14 protein-coding genes and 4 pseudogenes are annotated in these 15,355 nt (G+C 66.0%); 10 read left to right on the forward strand and 8 right to left on the reverse strand.

Annotated elements, in window-relative coordinates; genetic code table 11:
* The first annotated feature begins 299 nt into the window (after positions 1-299).
* A pseudogene (locus ACFWJX_RS36290) lies at positions 300-1,791 on the forward strand (NF041680 family putative transposase).
* A 296-nt stretch (positions 1,792-2,087) separates the two neighbouring features.
* Here the strand turns inward: ACFWJX_RS36290 and ACFWJX_RS36295 are convergent.
* Positions 2,088-2,759: pseudogene (locus ACFWJX_RS36295) on the reverse strand (AarF/UbiB family protein); the annotation flags it as partial.
* A gap of 58 nt (positions 2,760-2,817) precedes the next feature.
* Positions 2,818-3,309, reverse strand: coding sequence for a hypothetical protein (locus ACFWJX_RS36300; RefSeq protein WP_383250678.1), 492 nt, complete (start codon positions 3,307-3,309; stop codon positions 2,818-2,820).
* 294 nt (positions 3,310-3,603) lie between these two features.
* On the opposite strand from ACFWJX_RS36300, the gene ACFWJX_RS36305 reads away from it, so the two are divergent.
* From ACFWJX_RS36305 to ACFWJX_RS36330, 6 genes and pseudogenes are all read left to right on the forward strand, one after another.
* Positions 3,604-3,969, forward strand: a complete 366-nt coding sequence (locus ACFWJX_RS36305) for a hypothetical protein (RefSeq protein ID WP_383250680.1) — start codon at positions 3,604-3,606, stop codon at positions 3,967-3,969.
* A gap of 3 nt (positions 3,970-3,972) precedes the next feature.
* On the forward strand, positions 3,973-5,226 hold the full coding sequence (locus tag ACFWJX_RS36310; protein WP_383250682.1) for a sigma-70 family RNA polymerase sigma factor: 1,254 nt from the start codon (positions 3,973-3,975) through the stop codon (positions 5,224-5,226).
* Complete coding sequence (locus ACFWJX_RS36315; protein ID WP_383250683.1) at positions 5,223-5,399, forward strand: hypothetical protein; 177 nt, start codon at positions 5,223-5,225, stop codon at positions 5,397-5,399. The genes ACFWJX_RS36310 and ACFWJX_RS36315 overlap by 4 nt, the downstream gene beginning before the upstream one ends.
* A 475-nt stretch (positions 5,400-5,874) precedes the next feature.
* Entirely contained in the window at positions 5,875-7,062 is a 1,188-nt protein-coding gene (locus ACFWJX_RS36320; RefSeq protein WP_383250685.1) for a hypothetical protein, read from the forward strand.
* Between the two features lie 31 nt (positions 7,063-7,093).
* Positions 7,094-7,663: a hypothetical protein gene (locus ACFWJX_RS36325; protein ID WP_383250687.1), complete on the forward strand. Its 570-nt coding sequence runs from the start codon at positions 7,094-7,096 to the stop codon at positions 7,661-7,663.
* A 325-nt stretch (positions 7,664-7,988) separates the two neighbouring features.
* Positions 7,989-8,198 (forward strand): annotated as a pseudogene (locus tag ACFWJX_RS36330) (IS110 family transposase); the annotation flags it as partial.
* Positions 8,199-8,437: 239 nt separating this feature from the next.
* On the opposite strand, the gene ACFWJX_RS36335 reads toward ACFWJX_RS36330, so the two are convergent.
* A complete protein-coding gene (locus ACFWJX_RS36335) occupies positions 8,438-8,773 on the reverse strand; it encodes a YaaC family protein (protein ID WP_383250689.1) in 336 nt (111 codons plus the stop codon).
* Between the two features lie 131 nt (positions 8,774-8,904).
* Here ACFWJX_RS36335 and ACFWJX_RS36340 point away from each other — a divergent pair, with 131 nt between their 5' ends.
* Positions 8,905-9,318, forward strand: coding sequence for a helicase associated domain-containing protein (locus ACFWJX_RS36340; RefSeq protein ID WP_383250691.1), 414 nt, complete (start codon positions 8,905-8,907; stop codon positions 9,316-9,318).
* 648 nt (positions 9,319-9,966) lie between these two features.
* Here ACFWJX_RS36340 and ACFWJX_RS36345 read toward each other — a convergent pair.
* The 4 genes from ACFWJX_RS36345 to ACFWJX_RS36360 all read right to left on the reverse strand — a co-directional run bounded on the left by ACFWJX_RS36345 (position 9,967) and on the right by ACFWJX_RS36360 (position 12,658).
* Complete coding sequence (locus tag ACFWJX_RS36345; protein ID WP_383250692.1) at positions 9,967-10,365, reverse strand: DUF6193 family natural product biosynthesis protein; 399 nt, start codon at positions 10,363-10,365, stop codon at positions 9,967-9,969.
* 17 nt (positions 10,366-10,382) lie between these two features.
* Complete coding sequence (locus ACFWJX_RS36350) at positions 10,383-10,709, reverse strand: hypothetical protein (RefSeq protein WP_383250694.1); 327 nt, start codon at positions 10,707-10,709, stop codon at positions 10,383-10,385.
* A gap of 570 nt (positions 10,710-11,279) precedes the next feature.
* Positions 11,280-11,702 carry a hypothetical protein gene (locus ACFWJX_RS36355; protein WP_383250696.1) on the reverse strand — a complete coding sequence of 141 codons (423 nt, stop codon included), beginning with the start codon at positions 11,700-11,702 and terminating at the stop codon, positions 11,280-11,282.
* 497 nt (positions 11,703-12,199) lie between these two features.
* A complete protein-coding gene (locus ACFWJX_RS36360; RefSeq protein WP_383250698.1) occupies positions 12,200-12,658 on the reverse strand; it encodes a hypothetical protein in 459 nt (152 codons plus the stop codon).
* 273 nt (positions 12,659-12,931) lie between these two features.
* Here ACFWJX_RS36360 and ACFWJX_RS36365 point away from each other — a divergent pair.
* A pseudogene (locus tag ACFWJX_RS36365) lies at positions 12,932-13,744 on the forward strand (IS701 family transposase); the annotation flags it as partial.
* Positions 13,745-13,747: 3 nt separating this feature from the next.
* On the opposite strand, the gene ACFWJX_RS36370 reads toward ACFWJX_RS36365, so the two are convergent.
* Positions 13,748-14,565 (reverse strand): IS5 family transposase gene (locus tag ACFWJX_RS36370; RefSeq protein ID WP_383250699.1). Its coding sequence is split into 2 segments (ribosomal slippage): positions 13,748-14,214 and positions 14,214-14,565, totalling 819 coding nucleotides; the frame shifts between segments, so codons are not numbered across the junction.
* Between the two features lie 432 nt (positions 14,566-14,997).
* Between ACFWJX_RS36370 and ACFWJX_RS36375 the strand changes: the two genes are divergently transcribed.
* Entirely contained in the window at positions 14,998-15,324 is a 327-nt protein-coding gene (locus ACFWJX_RS36375) for a hypothetical protein (RefSeq protein ID WP_383250701.1), read from the forward strand.
* The last annotated feature ends 31 nt before the right edge of the window (positions 15,325-15,355 follow it).

The raw sequence follows: 15,355 nt of genomic DNA on the forward strand, positions 1-15,355 counted from the left end.
CATCAGGCGCTCGACGGTGCGGAATTCCGGCGTCGCCCACGGGTTGTACCACAGAGGACCGAATTCGCGAGGCGCACGCAATCTGAATGCGATCCTTCATGCTGCGGCAGTGATCGGCACGTGGCCGGTGCGGGTCCTCGTCGATGACCAGCACGACGGTGTAGATGGCGTCTGGCCAGGTAGGCGGCGCCAGAGCACTCGGCCTCACCTTGTTCTTTAACCTCTGGCGTCGAAATGTGCCTCGAACTGGGTCGCTGACCTGGGCATTCACCGGACGCTGAGGCGGCCCTCGTTTGATCATGTGCTCCGACCAAGGTGCACTGAACAAGACGAAGGCCGTGAGGGTGAGTCTGCTGCCCGGAACCGTTCCAGGGGAAGCGTTCGCGGAAGCGTCACGCTTCCGGGACGAGTTGTACGCGTGTCTGACCGTGCGAGGCGATGAGCTGTTCGAGCTGACGGACGCGGTGTTGTGTGCGCAGGGTGGGGTGCACTCGGCGGTCGAGCTGACGCTGCTGCCTGAGCACCGTCGTGGACACGGAGCGATGTACGACGGCCTGAACCAGGGGCAGATCGACGCCGACCGGCTGAGGTCGCTGCTGGCCGGTCTGCCGCTGCCCCGTTTCCCCGACGGGCGCCTGGTACTGGCCGTGGACGTCTCGCCATGGCTGCGGTCGGACGCGCCGTGCTCGCCGGACCGGTTGTTCTGCCACGTCTACGGGCGGGCGAAGACCGCCTCCCAGTTCATCCCCGGCTGGCCGTACTCATTCGTCGCCGTGCTGGAGATGGGCGCCACGTCCTGGACGCGGTCCGGCTCGGCCCTGCCGACGCGATGCCACCGCGGTGACCGCCGACCAGCTCCGTGACGTCGTCGAACGGCTCATCGCGGCAGGTCAGTGGTCACCGGGCGAGCCGGACATCGTCATCGTGACCGACGCCGGCTACGACGTCACCCGCCTGGCCTGGGTCTTGCGGGACCTGCCCGTCGAGCTGGTCGGCCGCGTTCGCGGCGACCGTGTGATGCGCCTGCCGAAACCACCTCGCGTCTACGACCCGAAGGGCGGCCGGCCCCCGAAGCACGGGCCGGAGTTCCGCTTCGCCAAGCCCGAGACCTGGCCCGAGCCGGCGGTCACCACCCGCACGGCCACCGCGAACTACGGCAAGGCCGTCACGCAGGCGTGGGACCGGGTCCACCCACGGCTGACCTACCGGGCCGCCTGGCTCGACCACAAGGGCGAACTCCCGCTGATCGAGGGCACGTTGATCCGACTGGAGGTCGAGCACCTGTCGAAGGACCGGGCGGCGCCGGCGGTGTGGTTGTGGTCCTCGAAGACCGGCGCCGTGGGCCCGGACGTCGACCGGGCCTGGCAGGCGTTCTTGCGGAGATTCGACCTGGAGCACACCTTCCGACTGTTCAAGCAGACTCTGGGCTGGACCCGGCCCCGCCTGCGGAAACCCGAGGCGGCCGACCGGTGGACCTGGCTGATCGTCGCTGCTTACACCCAGCTCCGGCTTGCTCGTTCGCTCACCCGCGACCTGCGGCATCCCTGGGAGAAGCCGACCGCACCACACCGGCTCACACCCGCGCGGGTCCGGCGGACGTTTCGGAACCTCCGCCAGCACCTGCCCTGCCCCGCCAGAGCACCGAAACCCCACCGCCCCGGCCCCGGACGACCACCCACCGCCCCGGCCCCGGACGACCACCCGGCGCCCCGAACAGACACCGAGCACCCCGCTACGACGTGGGCAAAACCGTCCGCCGCGAGAAGACCCTCATCGCTCTACAACGGTTGAAAGGTTAAAGAACAAGCTAAGCCATCGCCGGCCTGCTGTCCCACCAGCAGACTGCGGACCGGAACCCGACACGGCAGATGTGAGGCCGGGCCACACCGAAGTTCGCGACATCTCACCGCCTACCGTGCACGAGCTCGTTAGCGGAGCTGTGGTGAAGGGGCCAAGCACAACGGGATCTGAGTGCTGGCAGTGACTGCCCCGGCACCGTCAGCCGAGGGCGGGGTATGACGGCGCCCGCACACTGGTTGTCTCGCGCGTGCGCGGGTTCGGCAGGGGGCCGTCAAGGAGTATGGGTGTCAGCCAGGTCGGCGGCGGTGCCCAAGATCCAGCAGTACGAGAGCGAATGCTGCTGGGCTGGCCCGGGTGTCGTTGAAGCGAGTGTGGTTGTGCACGGTGAGCTGGCGGTCGGCTATGTCATTGAGTGCGCGTGTTGTCTGGCCGAGGCCGTGGGTGAGGGCGTGCAGGGCATGGAGGCCGTACTGCGCCAGCTGTTCGGGAGAGGCGATGTCCCGGGTCATGTCCAGCAGGATGTCCTGCAAGACGTCGCGGATGCTGTCGGCCAGTTTAAGGTCCGGGTGGATGTGCCGGACGGTCCCTTCCATGTTGGCCACGGCTTTACCCAGGATCGAGACGTTGGGCGAGGTCTGGATGCCCCGGTTGGTGGAGAAAGTGAGGACTGAGGTGAGGGCGACTCCGAAGTTCAGTTCGGCCAAGGAGGCGTTGGTAACGTGGGGTACGAAGCGTGCGATGTCGGAGGTGAAACCGCCGATGTCGCTCCAGGGGGTGGTGGAGCCCATGCGGATCCAGGAATGTGCGAGTGCCGGGCCGTCGTTGTAGGCCATGCCGATCATCGTGCCGAGCATCGCGGCGCTGATGCTGCGGTCGATGCGGCCCACCATGCCCCAGTCGATGATGTGGACTTTCCCTTTTGGGCTGATCAGGACGTTGCCTGGGTGGGGGTCAGCGTGGAAGGTCCGGTTCGTTCGGCGGCCTCGCCGAGGGCGTCAGGTGCGAGCCAGTCGCAGTTCACACGGCTGAGGGTTTCGTCGAAACGCGCGTCAGCGGTGAGCGGTTGCGGGGTCGGCAGGAGGGCTGCGATGGCGTACTCAGCCCATCGGTGGCTCCTTGGCGCAGGTCGGCGTCCGCATCGAGGGCGTCGAGCGTGGTGGTCATGATCAGTGGCCAGACGGCTGGGAGCAGGGCGCGTAGCTGGGCGTCGTAGGTGCACAGGGTGGCCGCATCGTTCAGCAGCTGCTGCAGGGCGTTGGCGTTGGCGGCGAACGACTGCAGGTGCACGATAAGGGGGTCAGTGCTGTCGTCGGCGGCGAGGGTCAGGGCGCGGACGACAAGTTCGCGTTCGGGGCTGTTGTATCCGGCGTAGCCCTCGGTCATCCAGTGGTCGGCTCCGTTGCGGTGCGCGTCCGTCAATGCCGGGAGCAGGGCGTTGGACTGCTGAGCCAGGCATGTGGTGTGGCGAGCGGCGGTGACGCCGGCGATCGGCGCTGCGAGCCGGTGCACGAGCAGGTCGGTGTGCGGGACAGCGGGCAGCGTGTCGGCATAGGGAGGCGGAAGGAATTCCGGCTGACGGTTTCCGGATAGTCAGGAGCGAGGCGGCAGCCGCCGAGGCCGGCCTGGACGGCAGCCCACAGTGGCTGGTGACGTCGGCAGGGGCCGCCTTGGTGCCTTGAGCTGCTTGACCAGGTACAGCGGGTCGGTCTTAAGAAAAAGAATCTTGAATCGGGGAAAACCCGGCCATCCCCAGGTGGCCTTAGTAAGGGTGTACGGCACCACCACCCCAACCCGGGAGCACCCATGGTCCTCGGCACCCTCATCACCGCGCTGGCCGCCACCGGCGCCGCCCTGCGCTGCGCCGGTGGCGGCATGTGGCAGACGCTGCGCGCCCGCATTGACGGCCGCAACGCCGTCGCCTTCGAACGCGAACGCCGGGCAACCCTGCTCACGGTCGTGCCGGCCCTGGCCACCGGCACCCACATCCACGACCGCCGCATCGACGGCAGCATCCTGGATATCACCGTCTCCGCCGCCCCTGCCTACATGAACCTGACAATGGGTCAGGTCCCAGTTCCCACGGGCGCACCCGTTCCTTACCTGCTGCCCGCAGTCCTTCCGTCCGCGCCCCCCGCGCTGGAAGCCCGGGCCACGGCCCAGGAGCAGTGATCGATGTCCCTCGCACCGCCTCCGTCGCAGCCGCTGCCCGCCGAGGCTGTCGCCCTTCCGGCCGGCACCCGCCTGTGGCGCATTCATCGGACCCGATACAGCCCTGACCGCTTCAGCCCTGTCCTGGACAGCCCCTTCTTCGGATCCCGCTTCGGTGGAACTCCCAACGACCCGTACGGAGTGCTGTACGCCTACCGGTCTGCGGCTACCGCCGTCACCGACCAACTGCTGCGGGACCTCCCATTCGACACCGACAGCCCCCGCGTCCTGCCCTACGCCCAGATCAGCAACCGCGCCTTCGCCAGGCTGTGTACCACCGTGCCGCTGCGCCTGATCGACCTCAGCAGCGTCCAGGCCCTCGCCGCGATCGGTGCTACCGAGGGCCTGACGCAGAGCGATTCCAGCCTGTACGCACAGACCCGGTACTGGGCCAGTCACCTGCGTCGGGAGAATCCCTGGGCCCAGGGACTGGTGTGGCAGTCGCGACGCAACCCCGGCGTAGGCCAGGATGCCCTCGTGTTGTTCGAGGACCGCTGTCCATCCGGGTGCCTGGCTGCCGACGAGTTGGTTCCTCTGTGCTCTCCACAAGGAGCAGGGCTGCTCAACTCCGTGATGGCGCCCTTCCGTGCCCTCGTCGTCACACCCGGGGAGAACGCTGCCGTGGTGATCACCGAGGATGCCGTCGTGACCGACAACTTCCTGGAACGCACTGAGGAAGAACACAGAGCCGACGGCAGCACCGACACCGGCTTCGACAGCTTCTACCTGCAGCATTACCGGACGGTCCGAAACATCCTCAACGCCCGTGCGGACGACTGGGACCTGGCCCAGTACGGCGCCGACAAGGCCTTCCTGATCGCCTACCAGAAGTGGCCGGCCGTATCAGAGATGGAACGACCTGTCGGTTACGTCGTAAAAATCGGCCGCAACATCCTCCAGCGAATCTACGCACGCAACCAGAAACTGGCCCTGCCGCCGGTGCCGCTTGAGACCGTCCTCGAGCACGTTTTGGACAGCCATGGTCATGACATGGCAACAGAGGTGGTCAACAAGATCGTCATCCAGGAAGCCATCAAGAACCTACCCCGTGAAAAGCGGGAGGTCTTCGTCCTCCACGAGGTCCTCGACCACCCGATCACGGTCATCGCAGAGTTCCTCGACATCCCGCAGAACACCGTCAAAACCCGCCTTCGCGCCGCCCGGGCTGCACTTCGCGACACCCTTGGTGAAGAATTCGGTATGGGAGGCACGCGATGACTGCCAACACACACTTCAAGATCGACGGCTTCGACCGCGACATCGACCAGGAAGAACTGCTCGGCCGCCTCGCCGAACTCAAGAGGCAGGCCGCCCACCAGATCCCCATCATGGATGACGACGACGAAGAGGCCGCCATCGAAGACGCGGTCCGCACCATCACCGGACAGTGATCCACCTCCGCTCCAAAACGCCGGGCCCCGGGGACGTCGTGTGCCCCCGGGGCCCATGGTGTGTGTCCGACTCGGGTCAGTTCCCTGCGGCCTCCGTGACAGCGCGCCCCCTGCGGCGGCTTCCTCTGAAGGGAGCCAGCATGACCACCAGCGCCCGCACCTGACCGTGCGCTGCCCGCCCACACCAACTCACGCCATTGTCAGCCAGGTCGGCAAAGGCCACTGATTTGTCTCGAAACGATCTTTCTCAAACGGGCAGTGGTGGTCTTAGGTTAATGCGACTTGCAACTGCGTACTGTCCTGCACAATCAGGAGGTCGGTTGGCAGCCTGATGGACAGTCAGGGAGGGGAATTCATGTCGCGACCCGACCGAAAATTCAGATTATTAGGAGTGAGACGAGCCGCAGCTGTGTCGGCCTTCTTAGCGATACTCGCCGGTGGTGTGGCGCCTGCTCAGGCTGACACTCCGAGTACGATGGAGGCACCTACTGCTGCCGAGGCTCTTTCCTCCGAGTCCCTGACCCTCGTGCCGGAAAACACGCCGGGTTCGGACCAACCTGTGGTGAAGCCCGACTCGGAGATAGCCGGCTCGACTCTCGCGTCCGTAGGATCGGAAACCTGCGGCGCGCCCACTGACGAAGGCGTCTTCGCCTGCCTTGAGGTCAGAGCACCTGGTGACCAGTCAACGCGCGCCCTCGGCGCGACAATTACCGCTGCAAGCGTTGCCCCACCTCAGTGGTGCGAGGAAAGTGATGGCACTCCGCTGGGCAACCGTACTCAGGTGTGCCAGGTGAATGCTGGAATCTACACCACTTACAAAAAGGTGGACGGCGTCACCACCGTAAGCGGTCAGGCCAACGTGTTGTTCATCAACTACAGCTACGGAGATACAGGGCTCGGAACCATCGCCCATCAGGTTGAGGTCTCTGCCTATAACGGGTGGGGAGAGGCCCTGAAGGCGACTGTGAGCGGCAAGGCGACTGCGTCCGATCAATGCACCGTACAGAGTTCCTCCTTCCCTTTGAAGCCCTTGGCACCGCTAAACTCCTGGCGAGTTGGCGAGTCGTTCTTCGACACAACAGCCACCAATGACGGGGACATCGGGAAGTGCGCTACGACGTGGAATGTCCAGTTCCTGAATGGCGCCCAAGCTCCGGTTAACGCTGTCTACAAGATCAACGAGTTCCGCTGCGACAACGCTACAGCCGGCCGGCCCAAAGTCGGATGTGTGGTCCCCTGGTTCCCGTCCCTCATGACCTACAGCAAGGCGAAGACGCCCCATCTCGCCCGGCATGTGACTCTCGCGCAGGGGTCCGGGTTGCCAGGCGCGACCTTCGACACCCCACTGTCGAGGTCCACAAACATTCTCGTCCAGGCCAGGAACCGTGCCCTCGCCTGCGACGACGCGCCCAGCATCACAGGACTGAGCTGCGATGAGTACCCCTTCGCATCCACAAAAAACGGACTGGTCAACGGTGGCACTCGACGCACCTTCACTGACTGCAGCCTGCCGAACATACCCTCCGGTACGGGGGCCACGGGTATAAGCATCTGCATGATTCCCCAGGAAGAGCAGAACGTTCAAGGGGGCACCAACACACAATTCTATCGAGCCGAACGCATGCTTCAGGGCGATCCATTCCGAGTCGGCATCACAGCCTAAGTCGCCGGGTGCGGGTGTTGCAGTCGACGCGATGCCCGCACCCGGAACCCCTGCTGCTCTGAAACTCGATCAATCCACTATCTTTGAATTTGAGGCCAGGATTCCGTTTACAGGGCGACGCGCAGACGAGGAGATGGCCATGCCCAGCTGGCGCCAAGTGTTCATCAGTGAGGGACTTTTCGGAGTTCTGGACGAAGGAGACATCGCTACCGAGTCGGCTGATTTCTCCAACGGCCTGGTCGCCCCCATGGCAAGTGGTGCCTTTATCATGACGGGTATCAACACCGGCTATGTGAGAGTTGAAACGCGGGTGCTGGACACGCCCCCAGATGTAGAGAACGGAGACTGGGAGGAGATTATCGAGGTCAGCGTGCACGCCCCTGCTGGCGACCTCAAGGTGGAGTCATTGGAACTCGGCCCAGACGCTGATTCGGCGCAATCCCTCAGTCCATCAGGGCCTGCCTGGTACAGGCTTCGTGTCCACGCCCGAGGTCGTGAGATCCTCCGCGACAAAGTCAGCATTGAACCTGTTGAAGACTATCTACTCGTCGCTTGGCAAGCTCCCCCCGGAGATGCAACCATCATTCGTACCAGCAAATGAGCCTTTCCCAACCTCAGCTTGCGTCATTGAGGTGGAGGGTGAGGACGGCTTGCTTGAACGAGTGCGGTGATGCGGGTGGCGCCCCACCGGAGTTTACGCAGGAGTCGCCAGTTGTTGACGGTGGCCATGGCCTGTCGTCCGGCGGCTCCTTCTGCAGGTCCCCCTTTTTTTCGCGCCCCGGCGGCATGCTGGTGGGCGCGCACAACGGTGGAATCGACGTTGATGTCCCAGATAATCAGGCCCGTTGCGTCACGGGCCTGCAGTTGGGGGACGATCCGCTGCCAGGTACCGTTTCGCTGCCAGCGGCCGAACAGATCGCACACTCGGCCCCAAGCAGCTCAAACGGGCCTTCTTCCTCTCCGCGTTCGCGGGCCTGGCCGACCCCGCATCACGGACCTACTACGACAAGAAGATCGCCCAGGGCAAGCACCACACCCAGGCCCTGCTCTGCCTCGCCAGACGCCGGGCCGACGTCCTCTTCGCCATGCTCCGCGACGGAACCTTCTACGAACCCCGGCCAGCCTCAGCTGGCTGATCCTCAGCGGCCTCGCTGCACACGGGACAGTCCTGCTCGTCGACCGAGTCCAACACGACCGGATAACCGCAAAAGTCGCACGGCCGCATGCTCTCGCCCGCCGACTCTCGAACAGGCACGTCATCACTCATGACAGCCACACTGCCACCCGACCACCTTGACCAAAGACATAGGGGGCACCCCCCCCGGCCGGTGCTCCAGCCTAAAAGCCCAGGACTTCGAGTCGTACTGACCCTGAGTCAGGCGCTCACCTCGATGATGGTGTCAGCGATCAGGGTGGGAAGGTGCTTGATAGCGCACTCCAGGAGCCGCTCGATCCGAACCGCGTGCTGACTGTCATCGACGCTGATGAGCTTGCCCCAGGTCGCGGGTTCGTAGCGGGCGAGCATGGACAGGGCGTACAGGACGGCCCACCAGGCCATCAGCGGGTGCAACTCCCGGCTCATCCCAGTAAGGACGGGCAGAAAGTACTGGCCCCCGGGGTAGCCGCGACCTATCGCCCGAACGAGTTCCAGATGCTCGGTTCCCGTCGCCGATTCCCCGGGCACGAGCCAGGGAACCCGGCACCTGGGCACAACTCCTCCCCGAACAGCGGGAACGGCTGACCGCGCTCGGCATCAAGGGCGCTGAGGCGCCGTCTTCCGCCCCGGCGCAAGCAGCTCCGTCGAAGGGCTCGGGGAAGGCCGGGAGCAAGGGGCAGGCGGCGTTGCAGCGGGGACTGGCAGCCCTGGCCCAGTGGGTGGAACGGGAAGGGCAGCGGGCCGTCCCGCGCGGCGCCGTCGTGGAGATCACCGTCGACGGCGAGGCCGAGCCGGTACCGGTGAAACTCGGAGTATGGCTTTCGAACACCAGATCGAGGTGGGACAAGCTCACCGCCGACCAGCTCGCCGCCCTCGCGAAGCTGGGCATGGCCTGGGCGGAGCCGGCGCCGGCCGTCGAGGCCACCCCGCAGCCGCCCGCACCACAGCCCGCGCCTTCGGCGGCTGAGGCGAAGCGGCCGGTGCGGGAGCACCACGAGGAGTGCGACGAGGAGCTGTACGAGGGCGGCAACTGCACCTGCTGGTCCATCAAGCGGTTCGGGCCGCCCTCCGAGCGGGAGAGCTACTGGGACAGCCTCTGACCGCTTCCCCTGCCGCCGTGAGACCCCGGGCCCCGTCGACGGGGCCCGGGGTCTCGTACGTCAGCCGCGTGGCGGCGGGCTGCTACGGGCGGCGCGGGACGGTGACCCGGGCCTCCGCCAGGACGGCGCCGGTCGCCGGGTCGCGGTGCACCGGGACGTACAGTCCCAGTCGGCGTCACCGCCCCGTGAGCCAGCCCCCGGCCCACGGGGCGCCGGCGGTCTCCAGCACGCGCCCGGCGAGCGGGCCGCCCGCGAAGCGAACGATCACAGCCGTACCTCCATCCGGCGGGAGCGTCCCGCCTCACCCCTTGGCAGGGTCCAGCGCCCGAAGGACAGCACCAGGGCGCCGACGACTTCCGTCCCGGCCCGGCCGCCGGGGCGTCGGGGCGTCGGCGGGTACGGCGCGGCGGGCCCGGCCGCCGCCGGGCCGGACCGAGCGCGCCCCGGTCCCCGTGAGCCGAAGCTCAGGAGTTGTCTTGTCACCAGCGGGACCGGATAAGCTGGCGAATGGGGACGACCGAGGCAGTCTGGTTGTCACACGCGAGGCATCCGACTTGTCACAGGCGCTCTTTCGGCAGCCTTTCTGTCACCATCGCCAAGGAGATGCGGGCGGTGGTTGGCAGCCACACGGCTCCTCTGTCGGCAAGGTCATCCGCCAGGCGTGACGGGGCCGAGTCCGGACGGCATATGGCGCATGGCCACCGCCACGGCCTCGTGCGCTGTGGCGAACAGGCCATGGTCCGGAGTGATGAACCCTGTCCCCACCCCGTACGTGCCGTCGCTGCCCGCGGTCAGGCACGGTCCGACGACGGTCAGACGGGGGCGGGTGGTGGTCGAGAAGCGCAATACCCAGTGGCTCGTGAACGGGTAGAGGGCACGAAGCGCCGGCTCGGCGTGCGCCGCCTCGATCAGGGCTTGGTACGTCTCCTGCCAGGCGTAGCCCAACTCGCCTGCCTCCACGCGCATGCTCTGCCACTCAGATTCGACCAGACGTGCGGCATCGAGATCGGGCACCTCGAACCGGCCGGTCAGGTGCACGAAGGGCACCGCTTTGCGAATGTCGTTCAGGGCCGCCCCGTCGTGCCAGGCGCGGGCGGCCCCCTGGCGACCTCCGCCAGGTCGTCCGTCCTGCCATCGATGAGGGACAGGCTCTGGAACGGTTCCGTGCCGCGGATGGACCATCGCCGCTCGTGCGACCAGGCGCTGATCTGCAGCGGCTCGCGGTGCGGCAGCATGCTTGTGACGGTCGCGTGGAGCAGCGGATCAAAGTCCGGCGACGTGACGGAATCACCGGCGAGGCCGGCTTCCGCCTCGGCCCGGAGCGCTGTGGCGAGGCTGCCGAAGGCTGCTACATCGGGGTACAGGACAGAAGGATCAGGAGGGGCGGGCACGGTTCCTGATTGTGCCCGAGCCGCTGATTTCCGGGATGGGCGGCCCCAACGACCCGCAGCCTCGCCGGTGACAACAAGCCTGCCTTTGTGGCAACTACCGTGCTTCGGCTCACCCCGGCCGCGACCGTACCGCCCACCCCGCCCGTCCCTTACTCCTTCACTCCAGCCAGGGGACATGGGTCAAGCGGCCGCAACGGGGATGTCAGCACCCCGACCACGACGAAATCGCGTAGTGACCTGTGCGAACACGGAGACGGTCCGTCAGGTCGCGCAACCTCGTGGCGCAACTCCATGACGCAACCTCGTGGCGCAACCTCGTGGCGCAACCTCGTGGCGCAACTTCATGGCGCAACTTCATGGCGCAACGCCGTGCTCCTGGTCGACCAAGGCTGGGTCACGCGGCCCGGACGGCTCCGCGGGCACGAGCCAGCTGGCGCAGCTCGCAGCGCGCCGCCGGCACCAAGGGAACGGTCTCCCAGTACGGGTGCCGCCACAGCCGGACGGACAGGCGCAGCAGGCGGCGGCACAGGGCGGTGGTGTCGCGGGGGCGGGGTGCGGCGAGCGCTGAGGCTACACCCGGCCGTTGACGCAGTAGCCGGAGCGGTAGCAGGTCTGCGCTTTGAGGATATTATCGGGGTCTTCGGTCGTCATGTAGACCCAGATGTTGTCGGACCCACCGACGACGTTCGCGTCAAGGATAAAGTCCGCCGGCCCGGATCGGTTGCACCAGGTGCTGCTGCTCTTCTCGTCCAGTAAGGTGCTGCCGGCCCACGCCACCACGTAGACCCGCCGACAATTGCTGGCCTTGAACCATCCGTCGATGCTGACCGACCGGTTGGACCAGGTGGCCGTGCCTTGGTAGTAGCTCGCCGTATAAACAACCGAGAATTCGGCGGAGCCTGCGGCGGCTGCGGGTGTCGCCGCGAAGACCATCCCGGCAACCGACGCGGCTGCGGTCACGGCCACGCCGACCTTCCTCGTGCGGCTCTTCACCTTCGATGTGTCCTTCAATCCCACCATGACAACCCCTCCCAGGTTCTTCGAGTAACGGTTACACAACTACGTACTCACCGTCGTGTGGAGGCAGATCGGGCAGTGAACGTTGCTGCCGTTGTTCGGCAACATCACTGAACCACACGTGGACCTCGGCGCCGGGAAGCATTCAAGCCGACTCTATTTAGATGGGCTCGACTTACTTGCGATTCAGGCCCGCCGGCAGGCCCTGCTCACCGCCGACCGGTACCGCATTGGACGCAGCAGGCAACGACACGGAAGACTGCCGCACCAGGGCCTCCTGTTGCTCATGGACTTCAACACCCACGAGGTGGGCAGGAGGCCCTACCTCCATGCCCGGCAAGCCGGAAATCACCCGCCCGAGTCGCCGCACTCGAACCCACGCTCACCATGACCGGTACGACAACGGCTTCTCAACGAGGGCAGGATGATGAGCTATCTGACTTTACCCCGTGACTGTGAACGTGGATCCGGACCTAGTCCTCGCAGACAAGGGTTTCGCCCCGAGCATGCCGGGTGCCGTTGACCTCTACCCACCCGCTGACATAGGCGCAGTTGTCATTGGCCCCAGAGACGTAAATACCACCGGCGTAGGTCGAGTAGACGCCCCTGTCGTACCACGAGGTAGTCCACCCAGCGCGACGCAGGCGGATTTCCATGTTGTGGCTGCCCGTCCGGTAGTCGTAGGTCTTAGCACAGTACGTTCCGCTGCCCGCGGGGTCCTTCCAGACCTGGATTTTTGCTAAGCCATCCGGCAGGGGCACGGTTCTTACCAAGTGCCCCTTGCAGTCGCCCGTGAACGGGCCCGCGTAGCCGGGCGGGGCCGCGTTCGCGGACGCGAATGCGGTGCCCGACCCGACGAGCGTGGCGCTGGCCACGATCCCGCAGACGGCGGCGGATAAGACGACGCTTTTTCTCGCCCCGAACTTCTTCATGGACGGCTCCCGTTGTGAGTCTTCATGCGATCTCCAGGATGTGATGGGACGGTTGCGGCTTCACATCCTGGGCGAGTGGGCACCTGCGGTCTAGCTCTTAAGTCACGGCTTAATACTCCAGCCGTAGATCGTGATCTTGCTGGTCAGGGCTGGCGCGGAGATGGCTGCGGCCACCGTTGATCATCGTGAGTTGTGTGGACAAACGAAGATCAGGCGGTGGCCGCGGGGCACAGCGTAGTGCCTGCCCGGTGGCGGGCAATGTTCGACCAACTGATGGGCCGGGTGGCGGGCCGGTTCGCTCGGGTCGAACCCCGACGTCGCGCAACGGCGTTGGTACTTGGGCTGCTGTCGGACCTGCCGCGGAAGAACTGCTGGACCCTGGCCGAGCACGTGGGCGATGCCACTCCGGACGGCATGCAACACCTGCTACACCGCGCGAAATGGGACGCCGACGCGATCCGCGACGACATACGCGCCTACGTGATCGAGCATATTGCCGACGACCAGGCGGTACTCGTGGTCGATGAGACGGGCGACCTGAAGAAGGGCACGGCGACCGTCGGCGTCCAGCGCCAGTACACCGGCACTGCCGGCCGCATCGAGAACGCCCAGGTCGCCGTCTATCTCGTCTACTCCGCCGCCCGCGGACACGCCGCCATCGACCGAGCCCTGTACGTGCCACGCTCGTGGACCGAGGTCCCGGACCGCTGCCGGAGCGCGGGCATCCCGGACGATCTGGCCTTCGCCTCCAAACCCCAACTCGCCGCCCGCATGGTTGAGCGGGCCCTGGACGCGGGAACCCCCGCTCGCTGGGTCGCGGGCGACGAGGTCTACGGCGACAACCCGCACCTGCGGACCGCCCTTGAACACCGTCGGACCGGCTACGTCCTGGCCGTCTCCAGCACCCACCCGATCACCACGCACGCTGGGAAGTTCCAGGCGAAGACCCTGACCGCGCAGATCCCGAAGCGGGCCTGGCAGCGACTGTCGGCCGGAGCGGGCGCCAAAGGCGAGCGGTACTACGACTGGGCACAGGTCGACATCCACGACCCCGCCGGTCGGCCCGGCCACTGGTGCCTGTTACTGGCCCTAACAAAGCCTTTGGACGTGGCGGTGGGTGATCAGGCAGACAGCGAGTCCGAGGAAGGCCTCGTGGATGTCGTCGCGTCGTTCCCACCGGATCCGCAGGCGGCGAAAGCCATGCAGCCAGGAGATCGTCCGCTCGACGACCCAGCGAAAGGTGCCCAGGCCGGTGCCATGGGGCTGTCCGCGTTCGGCGATCGCGGCCTTGATGCCGCGCTGCCGCAGGAGCCGGCGGTACTTGTCGTGGTCGTAGCCGCGGTCGGCGAAGAGCATGTCGGGCCGTCTGCGCGGCCGGCCGACGACGCCCGCAACGGCCGGGATCTTGTCCAGCAGGGGCAGCAGTTGGGTGACGTCGTTGCGGTTTCCGCCGGTCAGCGACACCGCGAGCGGGATGCCCTGGCCGTCGGTGATGATGTGGTGCTTGCTGCCCGGGCGTGCGCGGTCGACCGGGCTGGGACCGCTTTTGGGCCCCGGCGGGCGGCCCGGACGTGGGAGGAGTCGATCACCGCCCGGGACCAGTCCAGCTGGTTCTTCGACCGCAGCTTGTTCAGCAGAAGCTGGTGCAGCTGGTCCCAGACGCCGGCCTCGTTCCAGGCAGCGAGGCGGCGCCAGCAGGTCATCCCGGAGCCGAAGCCGAGCTCCTGGGGCAGGTACTCCCACTGGATGCCGGTGTGCAGCACGAACAGGATCCCGCACAGAGCCTGCCGGTCGGGCACCCGCGGCCGCCCTTCCACCTGCTTCGGCGGTGGCTCGGGCAGCAACGGCTCGATGAGCGACCACAGTTCGTCCGACACGATCCACGGCCGCGACTGACGCTTCCCCATGACCACATCAACGAGCGATCAAGCCGACAGTCACATGATCAACTCGCTTTTGTTAGAGCCAGTAAGTTGTGGACCTGAGATCGTATGTTCAGCGGCCGGTGGGAGCGGGGACGGAGAACCGGACGATACCGGTTGCGGTGCTTCGCTCCGCCGGTCATCGACGCCTCCTCCGAGGAGCAGAACGAGCGCCGTGATCACAGCGGTTGCACAGCCGATGGCGCCGACGACGTCGCCGCGGCTCGCTTCTTTTCGGGACTTGCGCGCTTACCAACCAGGGCGCAGGGTACGGTTGCTACATCTGTGTTCTTGTCTTGAGCGCCGCCTAAAGATCCTCTTCGGTTATCACGCCTGCACAACCCAGCTGGCATCCGTCCAGCGTGCCAGCCCGCCCCGGTCTGTCCGGTCGTACCAAACGATTAGGGAGAGTGACCCGTGACGGAGGCCATTGTGGCTGCTGCGCTCGCCAAGATTTCCGAGGGATCCGGCGCTGCGCTCATCGACCTCATCCGCCGCTACCTTTCCCGAAATCAGGAGCCCGCACAGGAACTGGGATTCCTAACTCGGGCAGAACGCGGAGCTCTCTCCGCGGATGACAAGCGTGAACTCCAGGCCCTGCTATTCATACACGCGAGCCAGGACCCAACATTCCAGGACCATCTGCACAGACTTTCTATGTCCTCTGGCGCGAGCAATTCCGTAACATCCAGCAATGTGCAGAAACTCATTCAGGCCCAAAATATCGGTAATGTCTCGATGTGACGCATAATGTCACCGGGTGCGGAGCGCTAGG

Source organism: Streptomyces sp. NPDC058335 (assembly GCF_042723915.1).
In the GTDB taxonomy this organism is placed as follows: Bacteria; Actinomycetota; Actinomycetes; order Streptomycetales; family Streptomycetaceae; genus Streptomyces.

Excerpts from the sequence above, each read along its gene's own strand:
- ACFWJX_RS36315 (WP_383250683.1), top strand. The coding sequence starts at position 5,223 with ATGACTGCCAACACACACTTCAAGATCGACGGCTTCGACCGCGACATC.
- ACFWJX_RS36310 (WP_383250682.1), top strand. The coding sequence starts at position 3,973 with ATGTCCCTCGCACCGCCTCCGTCGCAGCCGCTGCCCGCCGAGGCTGTC.
- ACFWJX_RS36305 (WP_383250680.1), top strand. The coding sequence starts at position 3,604 with ATGGTCCTCGGCACCCTCATCACCGCGCTGGCCGCCACCGGCGCCGCC.
- ACFWJX_RS36325 (WP_383250687.1), top strand. The coding sequence starts at position 7,094 with ATGCCCGCACCCGGAACCCCTGCTGCTCTGAAACTCGATCAATCCACT.
- ACFWJX_RS36360 (WP_383250698.1), bottom strand. The coding sequence starts at position 12,658 with ATGAAGAAGTTCGGGGCGAGAAAAAGCGTCGTCTTATCCGCCGCCGTC.
- ACFWJX_RS36320 (WP_383250685.1), top strand. The coding sequence starts at position 5,875 with ATGGAGGCACCTACTGCTGCCGAGGCTCTTTCCTCCGAGTCCCTGACC.